The organism is uncultured Tateyamaria sp. (assembly GCF_947503385.1).
Lineage (GTDB): Bacteria > Pseudomonadota > Alphaproteobacteria > Rhodobacterales > Rhodobacteraceae > Tateyamaria.
Map to the genome: position 1 here is coordinate 149,424 of NZ_CANNDO010000006.1, position 23,669 is coordinate 173,092.

Here is a 23,669-nt window from a genome sequence, read left to right on the forward strand (position 1 = left end):
CGGGGTCCATAAAACAAAATAACTTGAACCCGCGCGACTTTGCACGACATGGCGTTCAAGGACAGGAACGCCAATGATCCGTACATCACCTCCTCTACGTGGCACAGGCCCATTGGCAACCCGTTTGGGGCGCATCGGGGGCGGTGTACTGGCCGTGTTGTTGATGGTGGGCGCGCCCGCGTGGTCCTTTGACGCCACCTTGTCGGCCCCCGGTGTGTCACAGGACACGCTCGACAGTCTGCAAGGCGCATCGTTAAGCTACCAATTGGCCACCACCGGCGACGCAGAGCCGACCGCGCAGGACATCGTGGCCGCCGCACGGGCGGATTATGAACGCATCGTTGGCGTGCTCTATGACAACGGATATTTCGGTTCGGCGGTGTCGATCCGCATTGACGGACGCGAGGCGTCCGGCATCCCCGTTCTGTCCGGTCCGCGCAGCGTGCAGCGCGTGGATGTGGTGGTGCAGCCCGGTCCCGTCTTTCGCTTTGGCACGGCGCGTCTCGCGCCCTTGCCACCCGGCGCGCAACCACCTGACGGGTTTGCCCCGGATGCGGTCGCAACCACGCGCGTGATGCGCGACGCCGTGGATGACGGCGTTGCCGCGTGGCGCAATGCGGGCCACGCCAAGGCCCGTCTGGCCGGGCAATCCATCACCGCCCGCCATCCGGCCAACATCATTGACGCGGACATCGCCCTCGATCCCGGACCACAACTGCGGTTTGGCACTTTGCGCGTCTCAGGCGCGCAGGATGTGCGTGTGGATCGCATCATTGACATTGCAGGCCTGCCCACAGGCAGAGTCTTTCACCCCGACGAACTGGACCGTGCCGCAACGCGGCTGCGGCGCGCGGGCGCATTCCGGGGGGTGTCCCTGACCGAAGCCGAGACCATCGGCCCGAACCAGACACTCGACATCGACCTCCAAGTGACCGAGGCCCAGCCCCGCCGCTTTGGCTTTGGGGCCGAGATTTCCACCGAAGAGGGGATCACGCTGTCGGCCTTCTGGCTGCACCGCAACCTGTTTGGTGGTGCCGAACGGCTGCGTGTGGAGGGTGAGATCAGCGGGATCGAAGGTGACACCGGCGGCGAGGATTACGAGCTGGGCTTTCGCTTTATGCGCCCCGCGACCTTCAATGAGGACACCGATTATTATGTGACCGGCACGCTCGAAAGCCGCAATGAACCCAATCTGTCCTTTGACCGGCTGGCGCTGGAAACGGGGATTGTGCGCTATGCCGCGCCGGAACGGGAATACGAATTCGGCATCGGGTTCGAGACCGCAGAAACCACTGATGTGTTTGGGGCGCGCAGCTACAGTATCCTGACCCTGCCGCTAAAGGCGACATTCGACTACCGTGACAACACGCTGAACGCAAAATCCGGCTATTACTTTAGCGCCGAATTGATCCCGTTTGTGGGGCTGGACGAGGCAGGCAATGGACTGCGCAGCTTTGTGGACGCGCGGGTTTACCGCAGCTTTGGCGAAGGCGAGCGGGTGACATTGGCCCTGCGCGGTCAGTTGGGGTCAGTGGTGGGCGCATCCCTTGTGGATCTGCCGTCCGATTTTCTGTTTTTTTCCGGCGGTGGCGGCACCGTGCGCGGGCACAGTTTTCAATCGCTTGGAGTCCAACAGGGCACCGCCCAAAGCGGTGGGCGGTCCTTTATCGGTCTGACGTCGGAATTGCGCGTGCGCACCGGTGAACGCCTGAGCGTGGTGGGGTTTGTCGATGCCGGTTACATCGGAGCAGAGAGTTTTCCCGACGGCACATCTGGGCGCTGGCACAGCGGGGCAGGGGCAGGCATCCGCTATGACACCGGGTTGGGCCCGATCCGCGTCGATCTTGCCGTGCCGGTGTCCGGGCCCGACGATCCATCCGGCTTTCAGGCTTATATTGGCATCGGACAGGCGTTTTGATGGCCCTGTTGCACATTCTCCGCGCCAGTGTCGTGGCGCTGGTCCTGATCTGGGCTGCGGTCGCGCAGGCGCAAGAACGGGCACAGGACGGCCCGGCATTGTCCGAAGACTTGGCCGAAGAAAGCGATCAGGGCTTTCTCGCCGGTCTGCTGGAGCAAAGCCTTGGGGGCGAGGGGCGCACGGTGCGTATCACGGGATTTCGTGGCGCGCTTAGCAGCACGGCAGAGATTGACCGCATCACCATTGCCGACCCGCAGGGCGTCTGGCTGACGATGGATGGCCTGACAATGGAGTGGAGCCGGTCCGCCCTGTTGCGCGGGCGGATCGACATCACCGCGTTGCGGGCGGATCGCATTGATCTGGAGCGTACACCCGAAACACAGGACGACGGGCTGCCCGAGGCCGAGGCGTCGGGTTTCGCCCTTCCTGATTTGCCGGTGGCCATTGATATCAAGGCGTTGGAAGTGGCGCGCTTTACCCTTGGTGCGCCAATCCTTGGCGCACCGGCGGCCCTGTCGCTGTCTGCCGCTGGTCTGTTCGACGACACCACGCTGGCACTGCAATTCAACGCAAACCGGATTGATGGCAGTGACGGCGCATTTGTCATCGACGGTCGCTATGTGCGCGGGCAAGAGCGCCTTGCCCTGACCCTATCGCTGCGCGAAGGCGAGGGCGGCATCGCCGCACGCCTGCTGAACCTGCCCGATATGCCGTCGGTCGCGCTGCGTGTGGACGGAACCGGCCCTCTCAGTGACTACGAGATGGAAATCGACCTTGATACGTCCGGAACAGACCGTGTGGATGGCAGCGTTCGCCTATCCGGCGATGATGCGTCCACACGGGTGTTTGACGTCGATTTGACGGGCGATCTGGCGCCGCTGGTCGCTGCCGAGTTCCGCCCGTTTTTCGGAGCATCCACGAGCCTCGCCGCGCGGGGAAACCGTGCGGACAACGGCGTGCTGGACCTTGAGGCGCTGTCGCTGCAAACCGGCACGCTGGCCTTGTCGGGCACCCTGCGCCTTGGCGCGGATGGCTGGCCCGAACAGGCGACGCTGGAAACAGTGCTGCGCGACGAAACAGGTGCCCCTGTAATCTTGCCCATTCCCGGTGCTGCAACGCGCGTGGATCGCGCTGATCTGACGTTGGCCTATGACGCCGCGACGGATGATGCGTGGCGCATCGGCGGCGTGGTCGAGGGGTTCACATCAGAACATCTGTCGGCTGCGCGGCTCACCTTGGATGGCGCTGGCCGGATCGAGGACCGCAAGACAATTGATGGGCGGATCGAAGTGGATGCCGAAGCGCTCGCCTTTGTGTCTGACGCGCTGCAACGCGCGGCAGGTGATACGCTGAGTGCCGGTGTCGATCTGCGCGTCGCGCAAGGCGTTCCCGTGACCCTGTCAAACCTTGCGATTGCAGGCGAAGACTATCGCCTGACCGGCGATATCGACCTCACCGGACTGGATAGCGGATTTGAAACGGACATCAATCTACGGCTGGAAGCGGATCGGCTGGCCCGGTTTGACCAGTTGGCAGGCGCGGATCTGCGCGGTGCCGCTGATGTGGCGGTGACGGGCACGTTTGATCTGGGCGGTGCGGCGGACATCCGGCTTGATGGCAGCGCCCGCGATTTGGCGGTTGGTGTGGCACAGGTGGATGGGCTGTTGGCGGGCGACACCCGACTGACCATCCGCGCCGAACGTGACGGCGATGGCACGCGGTTGCCGCAGGTGGACCTTCGCAATGCGCAGCTGTCGCTGTCTGCGCAGGCCACTTTGCAGACCGAAGCGTCGGACGTGGCGTTCGACCTGTCGATACCGGATGGCACCCGCGTTGATCCCACGCTGACCGGCGCGTTAACGCTGAACGGAACAGCCACGCAACGTGGCGCGGTATGGCGGGTCGCGGCCCGTGCCACTGCACCCTTTGATGCGGTGGCCAATCTGGATGGCGCAGTGACCGGACCCGCGCCGTCGCTGACCTTTGATCTGTCTTTGCCTGACATGGCCGCCCTCGTGCCCGAGATCAGCGGCCCGCTGCGCATGGAGGGCACCGCGCGCCCCACGCCTGACGGCTGGCTGCTGGACGCCGCAGCCTCGGGGCCCTTTGCCAGCCGCGCCACTGTGAACGGGCGTGTGACAGGCACTGCGGCACCGGATGTGACCTTTGATCTGAATGTGCCAAACATCCGCCCATTGGTGGCAAGTGTCTCCGGCCCAGTCGCCCTTCAAGGTCGCGCGCGTCAAGGTGCCGACGGGCTGTCTGTCAACTCGACGTTCCGCGGGCCCTATGAGTCCAGCGGCACTGTTGCAGGTCAGCTCACCGGTGCCGCCCCCAGTGTGACCTATGACTTGCGGTTGCCGAACATCGCCGCACTTGGCAGCCCGGTGGGCGGGCCGCTTTCGGTTTCGGGACGTGCCGATCAGGTGGCGGGCGCGTGGCGCGTGACCACGGATCTGACCGGTCCGGGCGGCGCGACCGCCGCAATCAGGGGCACGGTCGCCAGCGCGGATGCGGTTGATATCAACGCGCAAGGCACCTTGCCCTTGGCATTGGCCACGCCTCTCATTGCGCCGCGCAGCCTGCAAGGCACGGCACAGTTCAACCTTACGCATTCTGGTGCTGCGTCGCTGGCCAATCTCAGCGGCAGGATCACCACGCGCGGCGCACGCCTGTCCGCACCGACCGTCGCCGTTGCGTTGAACGCGCTTGACGCCGACATCACACTGGGCGGCGGGCAGGCACAGATTGTCGCCGACGGCGCCGTGTCCAGCGGGGGACAAGTGTCTGTGCGCGGACAGGTGGCCCTTGCCGGGGCGCTGAACAGCGACATTACCGCCACGCTGAACGATGTGCGTTTGACCGACGCCAACCTCTATGACACGCGGCTCAATGGCGGGCTGAGCCTGCGCGGCCCGCTGAGCGGCGGTGCCCTCATCGCAGGTCAGATCGACGTGGGCGAGACGCAGGTACAGGTGCCCAACGCCACTGGTGGCGGGTTCAGTATTATCCCGGAGATCACCCATGTCGGCGCACCACGGGATGTCCGTCAGACCATCGCCCGCGCCGGACTGAACCAACAAACCAGTGAGACCGCCTCGGGTGCGGGGCCGGGCTTTGGCCTCAACCTGACCATGAGTGCGCCATCGCGCGTGTTTGTGCGGGGCCGGGGGCTGGACGCGGAACTGGGTGGGCGCGTGACCCTGCGCGGCACCACCAACAACGTCATATCCCTTGGACGGTTCGAATTGATCCGCGGGCGTCTCGACGTTCTTGGCAAGCGGTTCGTGTTGGATGAAGGCAGCGTGAGCCTGCAAGGCCAGCTTGACCCTTTCATACGCTTTGTCGCCTCGACCTCGACCACGACCGGCTCGGCCAGCGTCATCATTCAGGGGCCAGCCACCTCACCGCAAGTCACCTTTGAAGCCACCCCAGAAGCGCCACAGGACGAGGTGCTGGCGCAGATATTCTTTGGGCGGTCGCTTGGGACATTGTCGCCATTTCAGGCGCTGCAACTGGCGGGGGCCGTCGCCCAACTGGCCGGGCAGGGCGGCGAGGGGATCGTGTCGCGGCTGCGCCGCAACTTTGGTCTGGATGACCTCGACATCACCACCGATGACGAAGGCCGAACCGGATTGCGGTTTGGCAAGTACCTGTCGGAGAACGTGTATACAGACGTTACTGTAGGTGACAACGAAAGCGCCGGGGTGTCGCTGAACGTGGACCTGACACCCAACCTGACCGCCCGCGGGACGCAAAAGGCGGATGGGAACAGCTCGATCGGGATCTTCTTTGAGCGGGACTACTAGGCGCAAGCCACGCAGAAACAGGTGAGATATGGCGGAGAGACAGTCGGGCGCTAGTGGACCTTCTACGTTTTTCACCATGTTTCTAGCCGTCGCTTAGACTCTGATTTTTTCTTGTGTTTCCATTCGGTTACCGTAGGTGGCCCGTAAGTCGTTGGATTTGTTCGACGGAGTGTTTCGGACCGCAACGGCGAAAAAAGTGGACCTCAAGTGGACCTTGAAAGAAAAAATCATGCTGAGAAACGTCACAAAAGACACCCAACTTCGTGCCCTGCCGAAGGGCGTTCACGGGATTGTCGTCGGGCTGCGGTTCAAGGCCAACGGCGACGGCACCGGTAGCTGGCAAGGCCGGTATCGTGTCGGGCCGCGCACCGTGACCATGTCGCTCGGAACCTACCCGTTGAACAAACTTTCGGCGGTGCGCGACGAACACCTGCAAAACCAACTCGACGCAAAGAAGGGGATCAACCCGAAGGCCGAACAAGAGGCCGAAGTGCAAGCGAACCTGAACGCTTCGACGTCGTTCCGTACGATCCTGCCGATGGCGTACGAGGACATTCGCGCCGGTTGGAAAAACGGCGGCAAAGGGTACGGGTTTCAGACGAAGATGGACGACGTCGTTCTGCCCGCAATTGGCGACATGCCCGTGGATCAGATCAAGCCCCGCGACCTCGCCAACATGTGCCGCAAGCTGTGGCACGACAAGTACCCGACGGTCGACAAGGCGCTGTTGTTCACCGGTCAGGTTCTCGCATGGGCCGAAGACAACGACTACGGCGCAGACGGCGGTGCAGCCCGAAGAGCGCGCAAAATTCTCGGAAAGACCCGGTACGAACAGGTCAACGTGAAATCCATGTCCTACGAAGTCGTCCCGGCCTTCTATGCGTCTCTTGGCGAAAGCCTGAGCGACCTTGCGCTGCGGTTCTTGATCCTGACCGTCGTGCGCCCCGACAATGCTGCGTCGGCCCGCTATGACCAACTAGAAGGCGACGTTTGGCACTTACAACCGTCCGACATGAAACGTCACGCCGACCACTGGGTGCCGCTGTCCGACGAAGCCCTGCGCGTTCTCGAACTTGCTGAACCGCAGGCGGCAAAACACCGTGAAGTCGCGGGCTTGCCACACAAGTACCTGTTCCCGTCGGCACAAGCGTACAAGACGGGCAAGGTGTCTGCGAACGACTGGACGCAATCACTACGCCGCAACAAAATGAACGCTACCGCGCATGGGTTTCGCAGTTCGTTCAAGATGTGGGCCGAACTGACGACCCCGTTTGAAAGTGTCCTGATCGAAGAAGCGTTGCACCATCGTGCACGCGGCGACGTCGAACAGGCGTACATTCGCGGCACCCTGTGCGAACTGCGTCGTCCGCTCATGCAGCAGTGGGCCAATTTTGTAGTTGGCAAAGAGAAGGCCAACGTACTTGACCTCGACGAAATGCGCCGTTTGCGGGCGGCGTGACGCTCACGAATTGTTTCAAGCCACAGCGAAAACGTGTCCCATAATGTGCCATTGAATTGCAGTCGTATGCACACGTTTCGCTGTGGATAAATAACTGGTTGTATTGCCGATTTTGTTCGCCTTTCTGAGGGTCACAGACCGTCAGAAAGGAGTTCATTATAGCCAAAAAGTATCTCGACATTCACAAGTTGTCGGAAAAACTTTCAGGCCGTTCAATTTCTGCACTCGAACGCGACATGCGTAACGACCCCAAATTTCCCCACGCGATCAAACTAGGGCGCATTCGGTTTTGGGATGAAGACGCGATCGACGAGTACATGGAACAACGCGGCAAAGATCAAGCCGGATAAAACGCGAAACCCCCGGCCTCACACGCGACCGGGGGTTTCATTTGTTCGCACCCTAACTCCACAAAGAGCAACACATGCACGATACCCCTACGCCCGCTGCCCAGCAAGCCATTGGCCCGTTTTCGGCGCTAAAATCAGACGAACAACGTGTGGTCGCTGAGGCGGCAAAAATCGTCGTTGCGGAAATCGACCGTCACGTCGACCGCCGCGAACGTAAAGTTGTGAAGCTGTTCGACGATCAAGCGACATTTCAAGTCGACCAGACAGCCCTAGACGCAATCGCAGTCATGTTCATGTCAATGGACGGTCTGACCGCCGAAGCGCGACGCAAGCTGATTGCCGACCTGCGCCGCGTCCAAAAACAGGCCTGTAATGACGTAGCGTTCAGTACCGCGATTTCGCTGGCTGCATTGCCCGAGAACGCCGAACACGTGACCTTGTTTGCGGGCAAAGCCCTGCCTGACCTAGACGCCGGGTTCGACCGCTACATCGCCCGCATTCAGGACAAGGCAAAGAAGGGGCCGCACGAAGCCGCGTACCACCTCGCAAGTCTGTTTGCCCAGTTTGGTATGCCCGTGTCGGCAAGCCGCCGGTCGCGGTTCGTGCACGTTCTGGGCGACGTTTTCCGCGCGTGGGGTGTCAGTTTTGACCCCAAAAACGCGGCGCAATCACTAACGCGTTCAAAATAAACAACCTTTTGCACCTCAAAATGGACCGAAAAATCGCACGATTTGAGGCGCAGACATGGGGCCGGATCGGTGAATAATTGCGGTCGATCTGTTTTTTGCGACCGACAGCACAGTCGACCGCACCACGAAAAGAGCCGAGGCCACCCAACACGGCCCCGGCTCAACGACACAATCAGGTTCATGCGACTGGTTCCCTGACGTGTCCCCGGAATAGCAAGACCGCCGTTCCCAGTCAAAGCCAGTCGCCACGGTTCAGCCGGGTTCCCGTGACAAACCCGCCCAAAGTGATCTGGCCCCGCCTATCGGAAATCAGGGGCAACGAAAAATCGCAGGCGCTGTCGGCCCCTGACAACTTGCGGCCTTGGAAACAGGGAAACCCCCGAAAGGGTCAAAGTCGGGATCGGAATGACTGACCGGGTGACCGCCGAAGCATTTCAGGACCGTGGCGCAGCCCAAAATGCGCCAGCGAGGGACGGTAGAAATACCGTCAGGGCGAGCGAAAGCGACCCCAAAGGACAACCAAGTATCGGGGCAGGTCGTGAGCCTGTCCGGGGCTGGTCACCCCCCTTGGACGCCCCTACGGCCTTATCCAAGGCGAGAAAGGGGCGAAGCTATGGGAGAAAGTGAATTTTGACAGACATTTATACGACTTTACACCATCGCGCCTTTCACCTGCGCTCACGCCGTGCGTCAGAGGCCGAATGGGTCGACCTGTTGCACGATCAGGCGGTGACGGACTCGGCGCGTGCGGTGCGGGATTTCATCGAACAGCGAAACCGTGTCGTCGAACAGGCGGATCGTCGGGGCCGCAAGCCTTTGCCGCGTTTGGTGCGGATCGAAGAAAACGGCCAGATCTACATTCAACCGGAGGGGTTCAAACCGTGACGTCGATCTATCAAACGCACTTGTCGCGTCGTCGCCTCGACCTAATCCCCAGCAAATGCGCCGACGGGGTTGTCACATTCCGGTCCGGTCGGATCACTGTTGGCTGGGACGGGGCGGATTTCACACCGGGCGAAATATACTCTCTGCACACACACAGACCCGATGTTTTCGATAACCTGCGTGCCTTTTTTGCTGACGTATTGGCCGGTCGAACGGGTCGAGGCAATCGCGGGACGTCGTCCGAGGATCGTATTCGGCGGCTGACCCCTCAAAAATCGCCCACGTGGGGCCATCTCGCCTTTTCGGCAGGGGTAGGCCCAGATTGAGACTACCGGCCCTGTGTGTGTCAGAAATTCAGGGGGTCGTCATGACCGTAATCGACGAAATCGAACGGATACCACTCGACCGCGCATTTGTGCGCCGAGATATCCCCGCGATTGACTTCCTGCGTCAGCGAATGCCGTTCGCGAGTGAAGCGCAGTACGTCGCGGGCCTCGAACGCGCGGTCGACGCTGTCGAAGACCTCACATGGCGAAACACGCCTGAAGGTCAGGTTCGGTGTGACCACGTGTGGCGCTGGTTGTCGGCGCACCTCGACGACGTCGAACGCAAGCGCCGTGTGCGGGCGTCTATGCGGGTCGTCGAGTGAGAAATACCGACAAAAATCGCGAAGGACCGCGACAAACCGCGAAGGACCGACAAGGGGTCTTTTGACCGGTCGTCAAAGTTCCGATCAATGGGTGGCCAAGCGTTCAAAACCCTTGGTAACCCATGGCCACCACTCGCATTTCTGTCGCAACGACTTGGACCAGCTTAGGGTCGGGACCGATGGCCGTCGGGCTGAACCGGGGCCGAATGTTCTTCGCCGCGCAGACGACAGCGCCCACGGACGACCGCACGGGCTATTTGCACGCCGCGCAGGGCCAGACCCGGCTGGTGTCCTTCGCAAGCACTGACACCGTCTGGGCGCGCGCTGTCGAGGCCACGACGACTATCCTGCGGGTCACCGGCGTTCTGACCTCGACCACTCGCGACCCCGCGACCGTCACAAGCTATTCCCTCTACGCCGAATTGCCTGACCCGACGACGGTCGAGGCGGGGACCATCGCGACAGTTCTTGCCGATCCGGTCGACGTCCTGCGCGGGCTGCATATCGCAATCGGACCCGTCGGCGGGAACGCTGAATATTGGACGGCGGCGTCATGATCCGCGAAGTGTCCGTTCCCGAAGGTCAGTGGACCGCAATCGGCACGGGTCCGCACGCGCTACACTGGGCGTGCGGTCGCTTGCGGATTTGTATCGCGGATACCCCGCCGACCGATCCCCAGGATAGTTTGCTACTGTCCGCGCAGGGTCAGGTAAAATCGTTCGCATACAATGGTCTAGAAACCGTCTTTGTCATGCCACTTGAGGCTGACGTGACACTGCACGCGGTTCAGGTGAGTTCGTCCGAACTGTTCCTTGTCGACAGCGACGGCAACGTTCTCGTGGACGGTGCGTCATGATCTGGCCGTTTACCCGATCCGTTGAAACCAAGGACGCGACGCGTGGCGTTTGGGAAGCCTTGTGGCCGTCGACACCGGCGAAAACCGGTCAGGTGGTCACGCCCGAAGTCGCATTGCGTCAGACAACCGTTCTCGCGTGCGTGCGGATCATTTCGGAAACCGTCGGTCAGCTTCCCTTGCACGCGTACACCCGTGCACCTGACGGGACGACCGAACGGGATCGCATCAGCGTTTTTCACCGAATGTTTTCGCGCGGCCCGAACCCGTGGACCACGGCGTTCGATTTCCGTCTGGCCATGCAGGCCGACGTTCTGTTGCACGGGAGCGCCTTCGCCGTCATTCAGCGCGACCGTCAGGGCGAACCGCGCTTTCTGCGTAAGCTACCGGCCCGGTCGGTTCATATCGACGAAAACCGGTTGACCGACGAACCGACGTACCGCGTGACCCTGTCCGAAGGCGGTTCGAAGAACTTCAGCCATCGCGATATTCTGCACATTCGCGCGTTGCACAGGAAAGCCGTCACCGACCTGTGCAAAGAGGCCATCGCGGTTGCGCTTGCGCAAGAGGCTGAGCTGGCCGCGTCCTTGTCACACGGTCAGAAACCGTCGGGCATTCTCATGTTCGAGAACGCCATGACCGACGCGGCAATCGACCGCGCGCAGCAACAGTTCCGCGCACTGGGCGAACGCAAGGGGACTGCGGTTCTCGACGGGTCGGCAAAGTATCAGCCGCTGGGCGTCATGAACGCCGACGCGCAGTTTTTGGAATTGCGCCGCCATCAGGTCGCGGAAATCGCGCGGGCGTTTCGGGTGCCTTTGCACATGTTGCAAGAACTCGAACGGATCACGCACCAGAACGCCGAACAGATGGGTCGGCAATTCCTGCAATTCACGATGATGCCGCACCTGAAATCGTGGGAACAGGAATGCAATCTGAAACTGGGGGCTGACGACGGTTCCCGGTATTTCGAATTCCTGACCGACGATATCGCAAAGGCCGATCTGGCCGCACGAATGCAGTCGTATTCGCAGGCGGTCACGAACGGAATTCTTTCACCCAACGAAGCACGCGCAATGGAAAATCGCGCCCCCTATCCGGGCGGCGACGAATTCCTGCGTCCGCTCAATATGCAGGGGTCAACCGATGGCTAAAGACTTTCTTGAAACGCACGAATTTGCGCCTGTACAGGTCAAGTTCGCCAATCCCGAAAACGGCGTCGTCAAAGGCATTGCCGCCACCTACGACAGCAATCCCGACCGCGTCGGTGACACGATCAAACAGGGTGCTTTCACGAATACGCTGAACCAGATCGACACCGAAGGTCGGTCGGTCGTGATGCTCGACAACCATGACCCGTCAAAGCCCATCGGGCGCTGGACGAAGTTCGAAGACGGACCCGACGGCCTGAAGGTCGAAGGGCGTTTGAGCATCAACAGCGACGCGGGCCGCAACGTCTGGGCACTCATGAAAGACGGCGTTCTTGACGCTCTGAGCATCGGTTACCGCACCGTCTCTGCCGATCCGCGCGCAGGCGGCGGTCGCGTGCTGACCGAAATCGACCTTGTCGAAATTTCCGTTGTGACCTTCCCCGCCAATCGCGCGGCGGTCGTCACGGATGTGAAGGGGGACGACCCCACAACCAAGGCCCAAAAGGCCGCAACAGGAGGGGCCAACGACATGGCACTTGACGCGTCCGAATTGGACACCGAATTGAAAAAAGCAAACGAACGGATTGCGGATCTGGAGGCGAAATTCGACGCCGTCCCCGCAAAGGCGAAGGCGGACGAAACCCCCGTCGAGGTCAAGGCGTTCGAGAACTTCGCCCGTCACGGCAAAGAGGGCATGGCGGCGGATGAAATCAAGGCGCTGAATTCCGGCACCGACGCGCAGGGCGGGTTCCTTGTTCCCGAAGATTTCCGCGCCGAACTGATCCGTGACCTGACCGAAGTTTCGCCGATGCGCCAAGTCGCACGCGTGACCACGACCGGTCGCGACGAATTGGTTTTGCCGAAGCGTCTGACGAAACTCGCCGGGGGCTGGACCGCTGAACTGGCTGACCGCACCGAAAGCGAACCCACCTACGGTCAGATCAAAATCCCGGTGCACGAAATCGGTGTGTTCACGGCCATCTCGAACATGAACCTCGAAGACAGCGCGTTCGACATGCAAGCCGAACTGACCGCTGATTTCGCGGAAAGTTTCGGGGAAATCGAAAGCAACGCGTTTATCGTCGGTGACGGTGTCGGCAAGCCGAAGGGCATTCTCGACAGCGCCGACATTCCGACGGTCAACACCGCAGCGGCGGGCGTGATCGACGGCGATGATCTGATCGGGCTGTTCTATTCGCTGAAGGCGTCTTACCGGAATTCCGGTGCGTGGATGATGAATTCGCAGACCCTTGCGGCTGTGCGCAAGCTGAAGACGGCGGGCGGCGACTACATCTGGCGCGAAAGCCTTGCCGACGGTCAGCCCGCCACGATCCTTGGTCGACCGGTGTATGAGGCCCCCGACATGCCCGATCCCATCGCCAACGCAAAGGCCGTCGCCTTCGGTGATTTCAGCCGGGCTTACCGGATCGTGACGCGCCTCGATATCAGCGTTCTGCGCGACCCGTATTCCCTCGCGACAAAGTCGATGGTGCGGTTCCACGCCCGTGCACGCGTCGGCGGCGACGTGGTCCAGGGTGAGGCCGCACGGACGCTTACGCAGGCGTAACCCATGCGAACTAAACTCTTGGGGGGCGGTAGGGGCAACCTTGCCGCCCTGTTGTCTTAGCACGGATACGTCATGACGCGTTCAACTGTTGCATCGCCGTGACGGCCATCAGCCCCAAGCAGACAATCACCGAACAAACCGTACACTCTGCGTCGTGACTGCCGCTCGTCCAGACTTTGCAATACACCTGATCTGCGGTATAGGCACGTCAGCCAAAAGGAGGACACACTTTGACCAAACTTTTGGAAGCGCGGTAAACACCTTGATGCAGGAAGGATAACCACAGCTCCGCGGCATGTGTTGGTGGTCAAACGGAGCGAAACGGATGTGGGACGTCAATGTCAATGTCATGCTGATTGCGTACGCCGCTGCATAGGCGTGCGACAACAGCGCCTTCGACGGAACGACTGATGAGAGGACCCCGGAACCACCGGAGGGGAAACCTGGTCGAATGTCGGAGGCATCACCCTACTGCAGAACTCTGTTTGAGCGGTGCCTCAGAAAAGCTGTGCGCAGCCCAATACGGACATTCATCTAGCGACCACAGGCGGCCTGGATGCGGACGTTGCTGACGTTCGCTGCTGTTGCGCCAAGGTCCGCTTTGGCTGCCTACTTATCATAGACAAACCTGAATTTGGGCTACCTAGCAAGGAAGCCTTTGACACCGTTTCGAATTGAATCAAACCCAGTAAGATCGTTGGAGTAAACGATATGCCGAAGGTGACGAGTGTCAAATGGGATATCACCTGTGCTTTGAGTTAGTAGTAGAATCTTCTTTCCAAGTGTGTGGCCAATACCAAGCTCGTAGTACACATTTGGGTTCTTACCCGTCACGTCTGCTATCATGAATTCTGACTTCACGATAGCATTCCAAACGTCCTCCATTACGTTCTCGCCATGCATTTCATCTGCTCGAATCGTAGATATGCCTTCGTCTGCGAGAACTTCTTTGAGAATTTTGGATACAGTGTCTGACCAGTTTTCGCCAAACGGCATTATTACGAAACAGGTGGACTTGTTAATTCCCGTGTCGCGTCCAGAGAAAATGGGGTCAACTATCATACTGTTTATCCTTCGCTGGTGAAGATATCGAGCCAGTGGCGAGAAGTTTCGACACGCTCGAGAGACAAGCGTTGCCCCATAACCGAAGCTAGAGTGGGATACCGAGTCGAAGACAAATACAAGTACCCCAAGAACTTCGTTGTCATAAACTACCGGGGAAAGCGTTATCCGATCATACTCCCCGAACCCTATCGATGAAATCGAAGATAGTGCGTTGCAAAAGGCGCTGTGCAGTTCTGAGTTTTGCTCGATGTGTTTATGTCCGCTGTGCCTGATATCACCGAAGTACCGCTCGAACTCATCCTCTCGCGAGAACTTTAGCCTTTTGCCTCCAATAATGTATGGGCGCTCTCGTTTTTTCGGAGCGTTCAGCGTCGCATACTCTAGAAACACAGAATCCGTGTCGATCACCGCAAAAGCACATAGCTTTGCCCCCAAAGACTTCGCGAGTATCCTAGTTAGTTTGATGGCAAAAGTTCCCGGAAGGATCGATTGGTCCCGCGCCATCTGATACAAGCTTTCCACATCCGACAGGCCGCGCTCGACAGACTTGGAAACCATTTCCTTCTTCGAAGATATAAAGTCGTTCACTAAAAAGTCGCAGAATGCCTTTACGGCAAAAGCTTCGGTCTCATCGGCAGGTTCAATATAAGCTACAACTTGGGCCTTGTAGCCATCGCTGGTGGATGTCAAAAATCCGGGATCGAGTTGCGTAGCTTTGGAGTGGATTGCGACAAGATTGTCCATCGACTGAAGGTCGCTTATCGGCCTCGGAATGTGTCCTCCGCCATCCGTCAAGCTATAGAAAACGTCACCCTCCCCACTTCGAGTTCGGATAATGATCTTTTCAATGCCAAGCCTATCTACAACGTTCTTATTGTAGCGATGAAAGTTTAATACGGCAGAACTAAGCGGATCGCCATGAACAGCAGCAGAACTGCTTCGACTAAGACGAGTTCTGTCACGTGCCAAAAAATGTAATAGGTTTGTGACTTCTATTGGCACTTTGGCGCATCCAAGCTTCATAGTTTCTGGAGTCAGTGTATCTTCTGCGCTTTGGTTGGCAATCGCTGGTTGCCGATTGCAGTAGAAATACCTCAACGGTGACTGGCACGTTTGGTTCGCAAAACCCGCAACGCAGACATCTGTAAGTGACGCAGCATCCAGAAGTATGGGCTCTGTCCCGACATTGGCTGCATACCGCGCCAAGGTCGGCGCGCAGCCCGAAGCGGACTTTGCGAGGAGAGCAGAGTCGGCATGTGTTGCAGAGGGCCGTGTGGGAGCCGGTCATTCGCCGCATGTGCGATAGCGCTCTAAAACGCATACGGAAGCGGACGTTCAGTTTCCATAGAACTCGCACAGCACTCTATACGGGAGCAAGTCGGCTTCGAACTCATGGTTACGAGGCTGCAAAGAACACGTATCGCGTAGAACCTGCATTGGCTGGAAACGGCCATCCGTAAGGACTGTCGTCAATCGCGACTATTTCCAAGCGTCTTACAATAGCGTGCAACCTGTGAGTACACAATTGCTAAGCCTGTAAAATTCGACGCGCAAATTTTGGGCTCGGACTTTCCAAAAAGCGTCTGACCTCGGCCGATTTCCCCGAAACGGACTTCCAGATAGTATCGTTTGCCACACCTGGAACTTGAACAATAAAGCCTGTTTTTTCAAGGGTCCTAATTACTGACTTGACCTCATCATGTAGATGAGGCGCATTACCACTTAGTAAGGCCTTCTCAACACGAGGGCCAGACTGCTCATATGTCTTCCTTAGGACATCATAAACAATCTGTTCAGCAACGTTCTTAAAAGTCATTTTTTGCTCAACTAGGTCAGACTCCCGATTAACTGCTAACTCTACTTCACAACCGCTCATAGACCCAAACTTGAGAGCTTGACTTCCTACCGCTAAAATCTGCTCACATACACATTCAGAAAATACTGGCAGTAGGCTGTCATCCTCGACATAGTCAAAAATGATTTTTTCAAAATAACAATTATGAAATTGAATCCGTGAATAGTTTTCTCTAACTTTTTCCAAAATAAGAGTGCTTACATCACAGTTGGAAATCTCAATGTGTGCACCCTTGTAGGGAGTGCCAAAATAGATCATCGAGTGTAAGAGGTCGAGTTGTGAGTGATTGTCTTGAGATTTATTGTTAATGAACGATAGAAAAGGAGAGCATTTGTCGGCGTCAAAAACGACTTCACTAAGCGTTTCAATTCCGGCAATGCCAAGCGGGTTTTTAATGCCAACATACGCGTTAAGTCGAAAATCTGCATAGTCTTGGAATAAGTTACTTAAATAGGTGGCTGAACAAACGTCCACGAAGTCAGGAGACATAAAATTCTTGGACTCGATTGATACCTGCGGCGAGTTGCGCGTGCTAGCTTCAAATCTCATCGACTCAGCTTGAACAAGGCCGGGAAGTCGCATCAACTCACCGAGTACAACGCCTTCTGGTTCATCGCCAAAAACATTCCGATAGGTTTCTGTAAGATCTGTAGTCGTGATAGGGCCAACTCCACTCCCACGCTTTCTAGCCACTGTAGCCAATTCACCATAAATCTCCAGAAGGTCCTTTTTTATCAACGGCAACATATCGATTTGATCGACTTCCCGTTGACAAAATCTGTCAAGTAACAGTTTCCAACCAACGGAAGCATCAAGTGTAGATATTTCGCCTAGACTTTTTCTGGAATCCAAAACGGCCAGATAGCCAAGCAACAAGGGGCGTCTAGGTAACCAGTCAGGCGGTTGAAAGTTTGCATTATACTTTTGAAGAAAACGGGTCAGTTCTACTTCAGTTGCAATGTCGCTGAGCTCCAGTTGTTCCCAACTTTCATTCACGCCCAAGCAAGCCTTGGCCTCTTCAAAGGTCGGGAAGAAGTGCGATCTTCCAGCAATTACTATTACTGCATTTTCAGGGCTTTCAGAAACAAGTCTTCTAACTACCAATAGCGCTTGCCGTCGAATATCAAAGTACTTTTCATCTCTTCGCAGTGAGAGGCGGGGGACCATCTCATCGAAACCATCAATCAAAAGCGTGACATAACCTGCTCGCCAGGCACGTATCAGCGGTTCCCCAAGATCTCTGACACCAATCCTATCAGCATGCCTTCGCAACGCTTCGTCTGGTGACTCCAGGTTTGCGAAATCTCTTAGGTTAAGTGCAACAGGAAACGTCTCTTTTCGTCCAGAGGTGTGTGCCTTTGCGAGATGAAGGAATAACTCCCTCATGTGCATGCTCTTGCCAGTGCCAAAATCACCCAATAAGAGAACGCGATTTACAGACCCTTTATCAATCCACGATTTCAGAACATCGAGCTGAATTGGTTTTTTCTTCTTTCCGTTGCCAATTCTTGATAAACTTGTTTGGACAAAGAAATCGGTTTCAAAATCCTGGCTTTCACGAAATAAATCTACGGCACTTCCAAAGCGATAGTGTGATCGCGCAGATAGATATTTTGCGCTATCGATGACACGCGAAACAAACTGTCTATAGCTTTGATGCCTGATATTGCTTGGGTAAGTTCGTAGTAGCTCTCTCTGCTCAGGTGCAAGATCGAATTTAGTGATGAACCATCCTGTAATTGGTTTTGATCCCCGAAATTCCCTTTGCAACTCAGAGATACGTTTCCGAAGCTTGTCAAGGTCATGGGCAGCTTTCGACTTTTTCTGTGAGACGGTAACCTCAACGACGTGTACAACTAGATCAGTTTCATAGTACCCATCGTGTTCGATCCCGTCGATAATGTAATTGATCCTCCGGTCTGAATATGGGCTAAAAATCTGATCACAGATTCTGATGATCTGAGCTTCGAAGTTCTTTTCATCGAGTAGTGCTTTGTCCACGTTTCTCTCATTGGCATCTACAGGTTCAGTTGGCGTTATGCTCAGTCGACATGCTTGTCGGACAATTGTCTTGAGTCAAACTGTTTAGGTCGACTTCCAGTCTACTTTTTTGATCGCTGTGCTAGCGCTCTAGAGAAGTTGGCTCTTCGATGAATAGTAGAATGTACCTTGCGACTGCGTCCTTGGAGTTGTTGTGCTTCGCGAGCAAAGCGCAGGAGCTGCCGTTCGTTTTCATTGAACGAATGACCGTATAGGAGACGCAGCGACATTCCCTGCAGAGAGGCGGCGAGTTTCCGCAACCGGGTGCGCTCGCCTCAAGTCAATCCCAAAGTTCGCAACTTTGCAAAGCCCGCTTTCTGCGCAAAACGCATTGCGGGATTGTTGTGGAATTTGCGCACTGGAACGATATCCCGTCTTCGCTGAGGTAAACTTACGCAACCCTAGAAAGCTGACCTAATACGCTGGTTTTATTGCTGAATTTTGGTACGGTGACCCCGACAATCCAAAGGGGGTTTGCACATGCTTTCGATCACACAAGCCACCCAGCTTTTGGCTGAGATTTATGACGTCCCTGAAAGCGGTCTCATGACGACAAAGGACGCGCTGCGCCGATCCGGCATGTTCCCGACCGCACAAGGTCGGTCGATCCCGCCTACAACGCCTGTACGCATTGCCCTGTTGATTATTGGTCTGGGCGTCACCTATCCCGAACGTATCGCCGAACTCGCGGACCTGCGCCGCTTCGTTTACCGGCCCGGTGACATGACCGCGCAAGTGACACTGGGTGACGTGTTGTCTGAAATCGTCAAAGGTCTGTTCGAGAACCCCGGCAAGGCCGTCGACATGCACCTGATTATGACCGCCACAGAGGCCCCGTGGGCGACGCTACAGGGGCCGTCAGGCGTCGTGATGCAGTTCGGGGAGGTCGGCAACGGCGGAGGCTTTGTGACGCGTCAGGCAACCGTTTCCTTGGCCCCCTTGGCGTTGTTCTGCGAAGCCGCGCGCAACTTATCGCACCCGTACAGTGTCACCGGATGATCCCGCCGCGCCTTCATATCTTGCCGGAAAGTCTCGACGTCCTGCGCGGGGCAAAGGCGATTGCCGGGTTTCTGAACACGACCCCGTCGCGTGTGTACCGTTTGCACCGTGCGAAACAGCTACCGTTGTTCACTGAAGGGGCAACGCTGTGTGGGCGCAAGACGACGCTCACGGCATGGATTGAACGGCAAGAGGTTGGGTGAAATGACTGTTGCGGAAAGCCTTGGTTTACACGAAAACCTTGCGGGCCTTTTGATGCGGATCGGAATAGCCCTGTCGAACCCTGCGTCGGATCGTAACGCCGCTGGGGCGGTCCTGCGCGACGAACAGTGCCGTGCAGCCCTTGCAACGCTTCAGGGGACGAGCGACGCGTTCTGTGACGCTCTAATCGAAACGTCGGACGCGATTGCAGCGGTCAACGCGGACCGTCGCAAGCTGAACTGATCACCAGTTACACGTCTCGCGCAGTTCAGCCACGGCGTTTTCGACGCCCTGAATATTGAATGTCGCTGTGATCGGGTTTTCGTTGTAGGGCGTAAATCGCAGTGTCAGCTTCTCGCCGTCGAACATAGACTTAATCACCGGTATCGAACGCCGTCCGTTCCAAAGGCCCAGAGCACGATTGTCGGTGCTGCCGATCATGTTCAGCCTCTGCGCTTTCTTGTCGTCCACTCGAAAGTCGACGCGTCCGAAGCCCTGTGTATCTGACATAAATTCACTTGTGTTTAGGATCAGTGAAGTCGTGTTCTCCATGCACCGGAGCAATACACTAGCGGTGATGCTGTTGCCGTAATTGTCCGATCCGACAACGCTGCGGTTTGTTGAAACAAGCACAATTTTGCTGTCGTCAATTGCGTTGGTACTCGTTCTGATCGACCAGCGACCCGTGTTTTTTCCGTTCTTCGCGTCATTTGCTTTTGCGGCGCTCTCTGCAACCTTGCGAACGCACATAGCGTGCGTCTCGCCTTTGTTCGGAAACTGAACGTCACAGATTTCGGCACCGGCTATAGGTTCAGGTGCAGGTTTCGGTGTAGGCGACAGGGCTGTGTAACAGGTTAGCTTGTCAGCGTCGGTTTCTTTCGCAGCACATGCGTTCAACTGCGCGTCAGTCGCCCCGGCCAAGCCGGCACCGGCAACAGTACACAAGGCAATAGCTGCAATTGTCGTTCTCATGACGTTTGTTCCCTTCCGTACAACTCTTTATGGTTGCATTTCTGGCCGTGCACACGAACAGGATCAAGGTACTTGCGAGCAATACCGTTTGAACATGTGCTGCGTATCCAGTGATCCGAACAACCCATCAGCCATCTGCTGAAATACGTCTTCGATCATATCGAGCTTGGGCTTCAGCGTAGAATGCGAGCGGCGTTTGGTTTGCGCGAACGATCAGGGGAGGGGGGCAAATAATCGCAGACCCTTGCGGTCAACGACCGGCCCCCACTAGCAACGCGAATTTTTGTAAAAAATCGTCTTATCACGCTTTGTGATGAAAATCGTCGATACATCACGCGTGGTGAATTGCAGTTCCGGGGGTGTTTCTCACTTTCAGTTCCGATGGCTGATTTTTCACCGATTGTCGCGGTCCTGATCGACGCGGGACAATGCAGGTCGATCTATCAACAAAGGACCAACGGACATGGACCATATCGACCTCGACCGACTGCGCCGCGAAGTGAACGAACACATAGACGACGCCGACTTTGAACCTGTCGTCACTTCAATTTTGACAAACTCACCCGATGTGGCGCGAATGCTGATCGACTTTGCGATACGTGTTCTCGTGAAGTGATCGACAAGGGCGTGTAAACGCGCCTACAGAGGCCCTTGCGCTGATTGCCTTCCCGTATCCCCTGAAGCCGCGTGTGGCCGCTTCAGGGGGCGTGTGGTCGAACTAGACCGGGTCGCACAAGACCCAAGCTATGCACTCGACAACGCATCCGATTTCATCGCGCTTGTCTTGCACGCGTTCAATCAGACCCATCGGGGTCGACAGCTCGCCGGTCGCATGTGCGTCGTGAAAGCGCCGCGCGTCAGCGCCGAAAAACACCACTTGTTTCATTTCGATTTTCCTTGTGTTGCGGCGCGACATTGCGCCTGCAAAAGGGATTGCAGACGGCGGGGCACTTGTGCGGCGAAAGTTGTTTAGTCTCGATCCGGCGGTGGTATCTCGCGTCGTTCGGCCCAGTCTTTTACGACGCTGTAAATGTCCTGCGCGGTCGGGGTCGAACGCCATCTTTCGAGTTCAGCCAACGCGTCGCGCAAGTCGTCAGGGACGAAGGTGGGCCATTTCGGTCCGTTCAACTGATTTGCCTCTAACCGTTACGCGACGTCACTAAACGTCGCTCGCAATGGGTACAAAAGTGGACCTCAGGTGGACCTCGATCCATTTGGAAAAATATTTTCTATGATTTTCAATGTCTTAATGAAGTCTTTGGCGGAGAGACAGGGATTCGAACCCTGGGTGGGCTTGCACCCACAACGGTTTTCGAGACCGCCCCGTTCGACCACTCCGGCACCTCTCCGCGGGGGTCTGTCCGGTGCGTTTAGAGCCAAGACCGACCAGAGGCAAGGCGGTTTTTGCCTGTTAACGCTTTCACGAGGATTTTGATGGACGCGGGCACTTTTTCGCATAGGCTTTTACCAATCGTTAACGAACCTCTGTCCCGAAAGGATGCCCATGCACGCCGTGCGTTTTGTCACAGTTTCTTTGGTCTTTGCCCTCGCTCTTGTTCTGATGCCGCGCCTCGCGGATGCAGCGGACCGGGCCAAGCTGGAAGCGTTTCTCGAAGTGACCGGTTTCGATGTCGCGTTGGAAAGCATTCGGCTGTCTGCGGAATCCGCACCGGACATGCTGGGGATGCAGGCGGAAGATTTCGGCTCTGAATGGACACGGCTCACCAATGAGGTTTTTGACACCAAAGTGATGCATGATCTGGCACTCGATATCCTTGAAAAGACGCTGAGTGACGACCTGCTGACCCATGCCGCCGACTTCTATGCCACTGATCTTGGCAAGCGGCTGGTTGTGGCGGAAAACGCCTCGCATCTCAAGGAAGAGGGTGAAGTAAAGGATGAAAGCGGCGCCGCGATCATCGCAGGCCTGACCAGCATCAAGAGCCCGCGGCTCGATTATCTGGCGCGGATGAACGCCGCATCGGATTCCGCCGGTGTTGCCGTGCGCGCCATTCAGGAGGTGCAGGTGCGTTTTCTCATGGCCGCCGCGGGGGCGGGCGTGATCGAATTGCAACTGGAAGAGGGCGACCTGCGCGAATTGCTGAGCAACGACAAGGAAATACTCGAAGAGAGCATCGCCGAGGGTGCAATGACCGGGGCGGCCTATACCTACCAGTCGTTTTCGGACCAAGAGGTGCTTGAATACGCCAAAGCGCTGGAACACCCCAAGATGCGCGAAGTCTATGACCTGATGAACGCGGTCCAATACGAGATTATGGCCAATCGGTTCGAAGCGCTGGCCATCGAAATGCAGGACCTGCAACCCAGTCAGGAGTTGTAGGGGATGCGCGCGGCGGCTCTCGCAACTGCACTTTGGCTGACAGCATTGGCCGCGCAGGCGGACAGCGCCAGTGACCAGTTGTTCGATGCGATGGGCATTCCGGGACTGATTGCGGCCTTTGCCAAGGATGGGCAACAGACGATCCCCGATCTGAATGCCGGATTTCTTGATGGACAGGGCGGCGATGTGTTCGTCGAGACGGCACAGCGGCTATACGATCCGGCGCGGCTGGAAACCGAACTGCGCGCGCAATTTGGCGAACGGCTGGACCCGCAGGACGCACGTCAGGCGGTTGTCTTCTTTGACAGCGATCAGGGTCAGCGGATCGTCGCCATCGAGGTCGAAGCGCGCAGGGCGATGGTCGATGACGTGCTGGAGGAGGCGGCAAAGGCGGCCAGCGATACGGCAAGCGCTGACGTTCTGCGCCTGATCTCGGTGCGCGATCTGGTGGAGGTGAACACAGACATCGCAATCGCGGCACGGTTTGCGTTCTATGACGGACTGTCGGTCGCCGCACCGGGGATCGACACCCCCGAGATAGAAGGCCAGCGCGGTATCGTGGCCGAGGACACCCGTGCGTGGATCACAGGCTATTACATGCTGGTGGCGTCAGCGTTGCAGGAGGACGACCTCGACACCTATGCCGCATTCTGGGAAACGGATGTCGGGCAGGGGGTGGATGCCGCGCTGTCGCAGGCCTTTGAACAAAGCTATGTGACCTTGTCCCATGGCTTGGGTCAGTTGGTCGGGCGGATGCTACCGCAGAATGATCTCTAGGCCCCTTGACTTGCTGTGATGATGCGCGGATAAGCCCGCATCCCTGCCAGTGCTATGCGCTGGCGGTTTTTGATTCAACTCTGCCCCCT

The 23,669-nt window shown here is 57.4% G+C and carries 19 protein-coding genes and 1 tRNA gene; 15 read left to right on the top strand and 5 right to left on the bottom strand.

Annotated features, from left to right (window positions below):
• Positions 1-73 precede the first annotated feature (73 nt).
• The 9 genes from Q1A85_RS17975 (at position 74) to Q1A85_RS18015 (ending at position 13,330) form a co-directional block, all read left to right on the top strand.
• Positions 74-1,918 carry a BamA/TamA family outer membrane protein gene (locus Q1A85_RS17975; protein ID WP_299692708.1) on the top strand — a complete coding sequence of 615 codons (1,845 nt, stop codon included), beginning with the start codon at positions 74-76 and terminating at the stop codon, positions 1,916-1,918.
• Positions 1,918-5,727 carry a translocation/assembly module TamB domain-containing protein gene (locus Q1A85_RS17980; RefSeq protein WP_299692711.1) on the top strand — a complete coding sequence of 1,270 codons (3,810 nt, stop codon included), beginning with the start codon at positions 1,918-1,920 and terminating at the stop codon, positions 5,725-5,727. Before Q1A85_RS17975 ends, Q1A85_RS17980 begins: the two co-directional genes overlap by 1 nt.
• A gap of 229 nt (positions 5,728-5,956) precedes the next feature.
• Positions 5,957-7,186, top strand: coding sequence for an integrase arm-type DNA-binding domain-containing protein (locus tag Q1A85_RS17985; RefSeq protein WP_299692714.1), 1,230 nt, complete (start codon positions 5,957-5,959; stop codon positions 7,184-7,186).
• Between the two features lie 424 nt (positions 7,187-7,610).
• Entirely contained in the window at positions 7,611-8,225 is a 615-nt protein-coding gene (locus Q1A85_RS17990; RefSeq protein ID WP_299692717.1) for a hypothetical protein, read from the top strand.
• Between the two features lie 630 nt (positions 8,226-8,855).
• On the top strand, positions 8,856-9,110 hold the full coding sequence (locus Q1A85_RS17995) for a hypothetical protein (protein ID WP_299692720.1): 255 nt from the start codon (positions 8,856-8,858) through the stop codon (positions 9,108-9,110).
• Between the two features lie 367 nt (positions 9,111-9,477).
• Positions 9,478-9,759, top strand: a complete 282-nt coding sequence (locus tag Q1A85_RS18000) for a hypothetical protein (protein WP_299692723.1) — start codon at positions 9,478-9,480, stop codon at positions 9,757-9,759.
• Between the two features lie 122 nt (positions 9,760-9,881).
• Complete coding sequence (locus Q1A85_RS18005; RefSeq protein WP_299692726.1) at positions 9,882-10,316, top strand: hypothetical protein; 435 nt, start codon at positions 9,882-9,884, stop codon at positions 10,314-10,316.
• A 295-nt stretch (positions 10,317-10,611) separates the two neighbouring features.
• Complete coding sequence (locus Q1A85_RS18010) at positions 10,612-11,766, top strand: phage portal protein (protein ID WP_299692729.1); 1,155 nt, start codon at positions 10,612-10,614, stop codon at positions 11,764-11,766.
• Positions 11,759-13,330, top strand: coding sequence for a phage major capsid protein (locus Q1A85_RS18015; protein WP_299692732.1), 1,572 nt, complete (start codon positions 11,759-11,761; stop codon positions 13,328-13,330). Before Q1A85_RS18010 ends, Q1A85_RS18015 begins: the two co-directional genes overlap by 8 nt.
• Positions 13,331-13,969: 639 nt before the next feature.
• Here Q1A85_RS18015 and Q1A85_RS18020 read toward each other — a convergent pair.
• Positions 13,970-15,493, bottom strand: a complete 1,524-nt coding sequence (locus Q1A85_RS18020) for a hypothetical protein (protein WP_299692735.1) — start codon at positions 15,491-15,493, stop codon at positions 13,970-13,972.
• A 430-nt stretch (positions 15,494-15,923) separates the two neighbouring features.
• Positions 15,924-18,251 (bottom strand): NACHT domain-containing protein, encoded by a 2,328-nt coding sequence (locus Q1A85_RS18025; RefSeq protein ID WP_299692738.1) that lies wholly within the window; start codon positions 18,249-18,251, stop codon positions 15,924-15,926.
• Positions 18,252-18,770: 519 nt separating this feature from the next.
• Between Q1A85_RS18025 and Q1A85_RS18030 the strand changes: the two genes are divergently transcribed.
• From Q1A85_RS18030 to Q1A85_RS18040, 3 genes are read left to right on the top strand one after another with little or no spacing between them, the layout of a single operon-like run.
• Positions 18,771-19,289: a hypothetical protein gene (locus tag Q1A85_RS18030; protein WP_299692741.1), complete on the top strand. Its 519-nt coding sequence runs from the start codon at positions 18,771-18,773 to the stop codon at positions 19,287-19,289.
• A complete protein-coding gene (locus Q1A85_RS18035; RefSeq protein WP_299692743.1) occupies positions 19,286-19,492 on the top strand; it encodes a hypothetical protein in 207 nt (68 codons plus the stop codon). Before Q1A85_RS18030 ends, Q1A85_RS18035 begins: the two co-directional genes overlap by 4 nt.
• Position 19,493: 1 nt before the next feature.
• Positions 19,494-19,733 (top strand): hypothetical protein, encoded by a 240-nt coding sequence (locus tag Q1A85_RS18040; RefSeq protein ID WP_299692746.1) that lies wholly within the window; start codon positions 19,494-19,496, stop codon positions 19,731-19,733.
• Here Q1A85_RS18040 and Q1A85_RS18045 read toward each other — a convergent pair whose 3' ends face one another.
• On the bottom strand, positions 19,734-20,462 hold the full coding sequence (locus Q1A85_RS18045; protein ID WP_299692749.1) for a type VI secretion system-associated protein TagO: 729 nt from the start codon (positions 20,460-20,462) through the stop codon (positions 19,734-19,736).
• Positions 20,463-20,925: 463 nt separating this feature from the next.
• Between Q1A85_RS18045 and Q1A85_RS18050 the strand changes: the two genes are divergently transcribed.
• Positions 20,926-21,078 (top strand): hypothetical protein, encoded by a 153-nt coding sequence (locus Q1A85_RS18050; RefSeq protein WP_299692752.1) that lies wholly within the window; start codon positions 20,926-20,928, stop codon positions 21,076-21,078.
• A gap of 102 nt (positions 21,079-21,180) precedes the next feature.
• On the opposite strand, the gene Q1A85_RS18055 is transcribed toward Q1A85_RS18050, so the two are convergent.
• Positions 21,181-21,348, bottom strand: coding sequence for a hypothetical protein (locus Q1A85_RS18055; protein WP_299692755.1), 168 nt, complete (start codon positions 21,346-21,348; stop codon positions 21,181-21,183).
• A 373-nt stretch (positions 21,349-21,721) separates the two neighbouring features.
• Positions 21,722-21,811 (bottom strand) — tRNA-Ser (locus Q1A85_RS18060).
• 149 nt (positions 21,812-21,960) lie between these two features.
• Here Q1A85_RS18060 and Q1A85_RS18065 point away from each other — a divergent pair.
• On the top strand, positions 21,961-22,803 hold the full coding sequence (locus Q1A85_RS18065; RefSeq protein WP_299692758.1) for a DUF2059 domain-containing protein: 843 nt from the start codon (positions 21,961-21,963) through the stop codon (positions 22,801-22,803).
• A gap of 3 nt (positions 22,804-22,806) precedes the next feature.
• Positions 22,807-23,580: a DUF2059 domain-containing protein gene (locus Q1A85_RS18070; protein WP_299692761.1), complete on the top strand. Its 774-nt coding sequence runs from the start codon at positions 22,807-22,809 to the stop codon at positions 23,578-23,580.
• Positions 23,581-23,669 lie beyond the last annotated feature (89 nt).

Coding starts and splice junctions, on each gene's coding strand:
- Q1A85_RS18055 (WP_299692755.1), bottom strand. CDS start 21,348: ATGAAACAAGTGGTGTTTTTCGGCGCTGACGCGCGGCGCTTTCACGAC.
- Q1A85_RS18010 (WP_299692729.1), top strand. CDS start 10,612: ATGATCTGGCCGTTTACCCGATCCGTTGAAACCAAGGACGCGACGCGT.
- Q1A85_RS18040 (WP_299692746.1), top strand. CDS start 19,494: ATGACTGTTGCGGAAAGCCTTGGTTTACACGAAAACCTTGCGGGCCTT.
- Q1A85_RS18065 (WP_299692758.1), top strand. CDS start 21,961: ATGCCCATGCACGCCGTGCGTTTTGTCACAGTTTCTTTGGTCTTTGCC.
- Q1A85_RS18035 (WP_299692743.1), top strand. CDS start 19,286: ATGATCCCGCCGCGCCTTCATATCTTGCCGGAAAGTCTCGACGTCCTG.
- Q1A85_RS18050 (WP_299692752.1), top strand. CDS start 20,926: ATGGACCATATCGACCTCGACCGACTGCGCCGCGAAGTGAACGAACAC.
- Q1A85_RS18005 (WP_299692726.1), top strand. CDS start 9,882: ATGGCCACCACTCGCATTTCTGTCGCAACGACTTGGACCAGCTTAGGG.
- Q1A85_RS17980 (WP_299692711.1), top strand. CDS start 1,918: ATGGCCCTGTTGCACATTCTCCGCGCCAGTGTCGTGGCGCTGGTCCTG.
- Q1A85_RS18070 (WP_299692761.1), top strand. CDS start 22,807: ATGCGCGCGGCGGCTCTCGCAACTGCACTTTGGCTGACAGCATTGGCC.
- Q1A85_RS18030 (WP_299692741.1), top strand. CDS start 18,771: ATGCTTTCGATCACACAAGCCACCCAGCTTTTGGCTGAGATTTATGAC.
- Q1A85_RS18000 (WP_299692723.1), top strand. CDS start 9,478: ATGACCGTAATCGACGAAATCGAACGGATACCACTCGACCGCGCATTT.
- Q1A85_RS18045 (WP_299692749.1), bottom strand. CDS start 20,462: ATGAGAACGACAATTGCAGCTATTGCCTTGTGTACTGTTGCCGGTGCC.
- Q1A85_RS17990 (WP_299692717.1), top strand. CDS start 7,611: ATGCACGATACCCCTACGCCCGCTGCCCAGCAAGCCATTGGCCCGTTT.
- Q1A85_RS17975 (WP_299692708.1), top strand. CDS start 74: ATGATCCGTACATCACCTCCTCTACGTGGCACAGGCCCATTGGCAACC.
- Q1A85_RS18015 (WP_299692732.1), top strand. CDS start 11,759: ATGGCTAAAGACTTTCTTGAAACGCACGAATTTGCGCCTGTACAGGTC.
- Q1A85_RS17985 (WP_299692714.1), top strand. CDS start 5,957: ATGCTGAGAAACGTCACAAAAGACACCCAACTTCGTGCCCTGCCGAAG.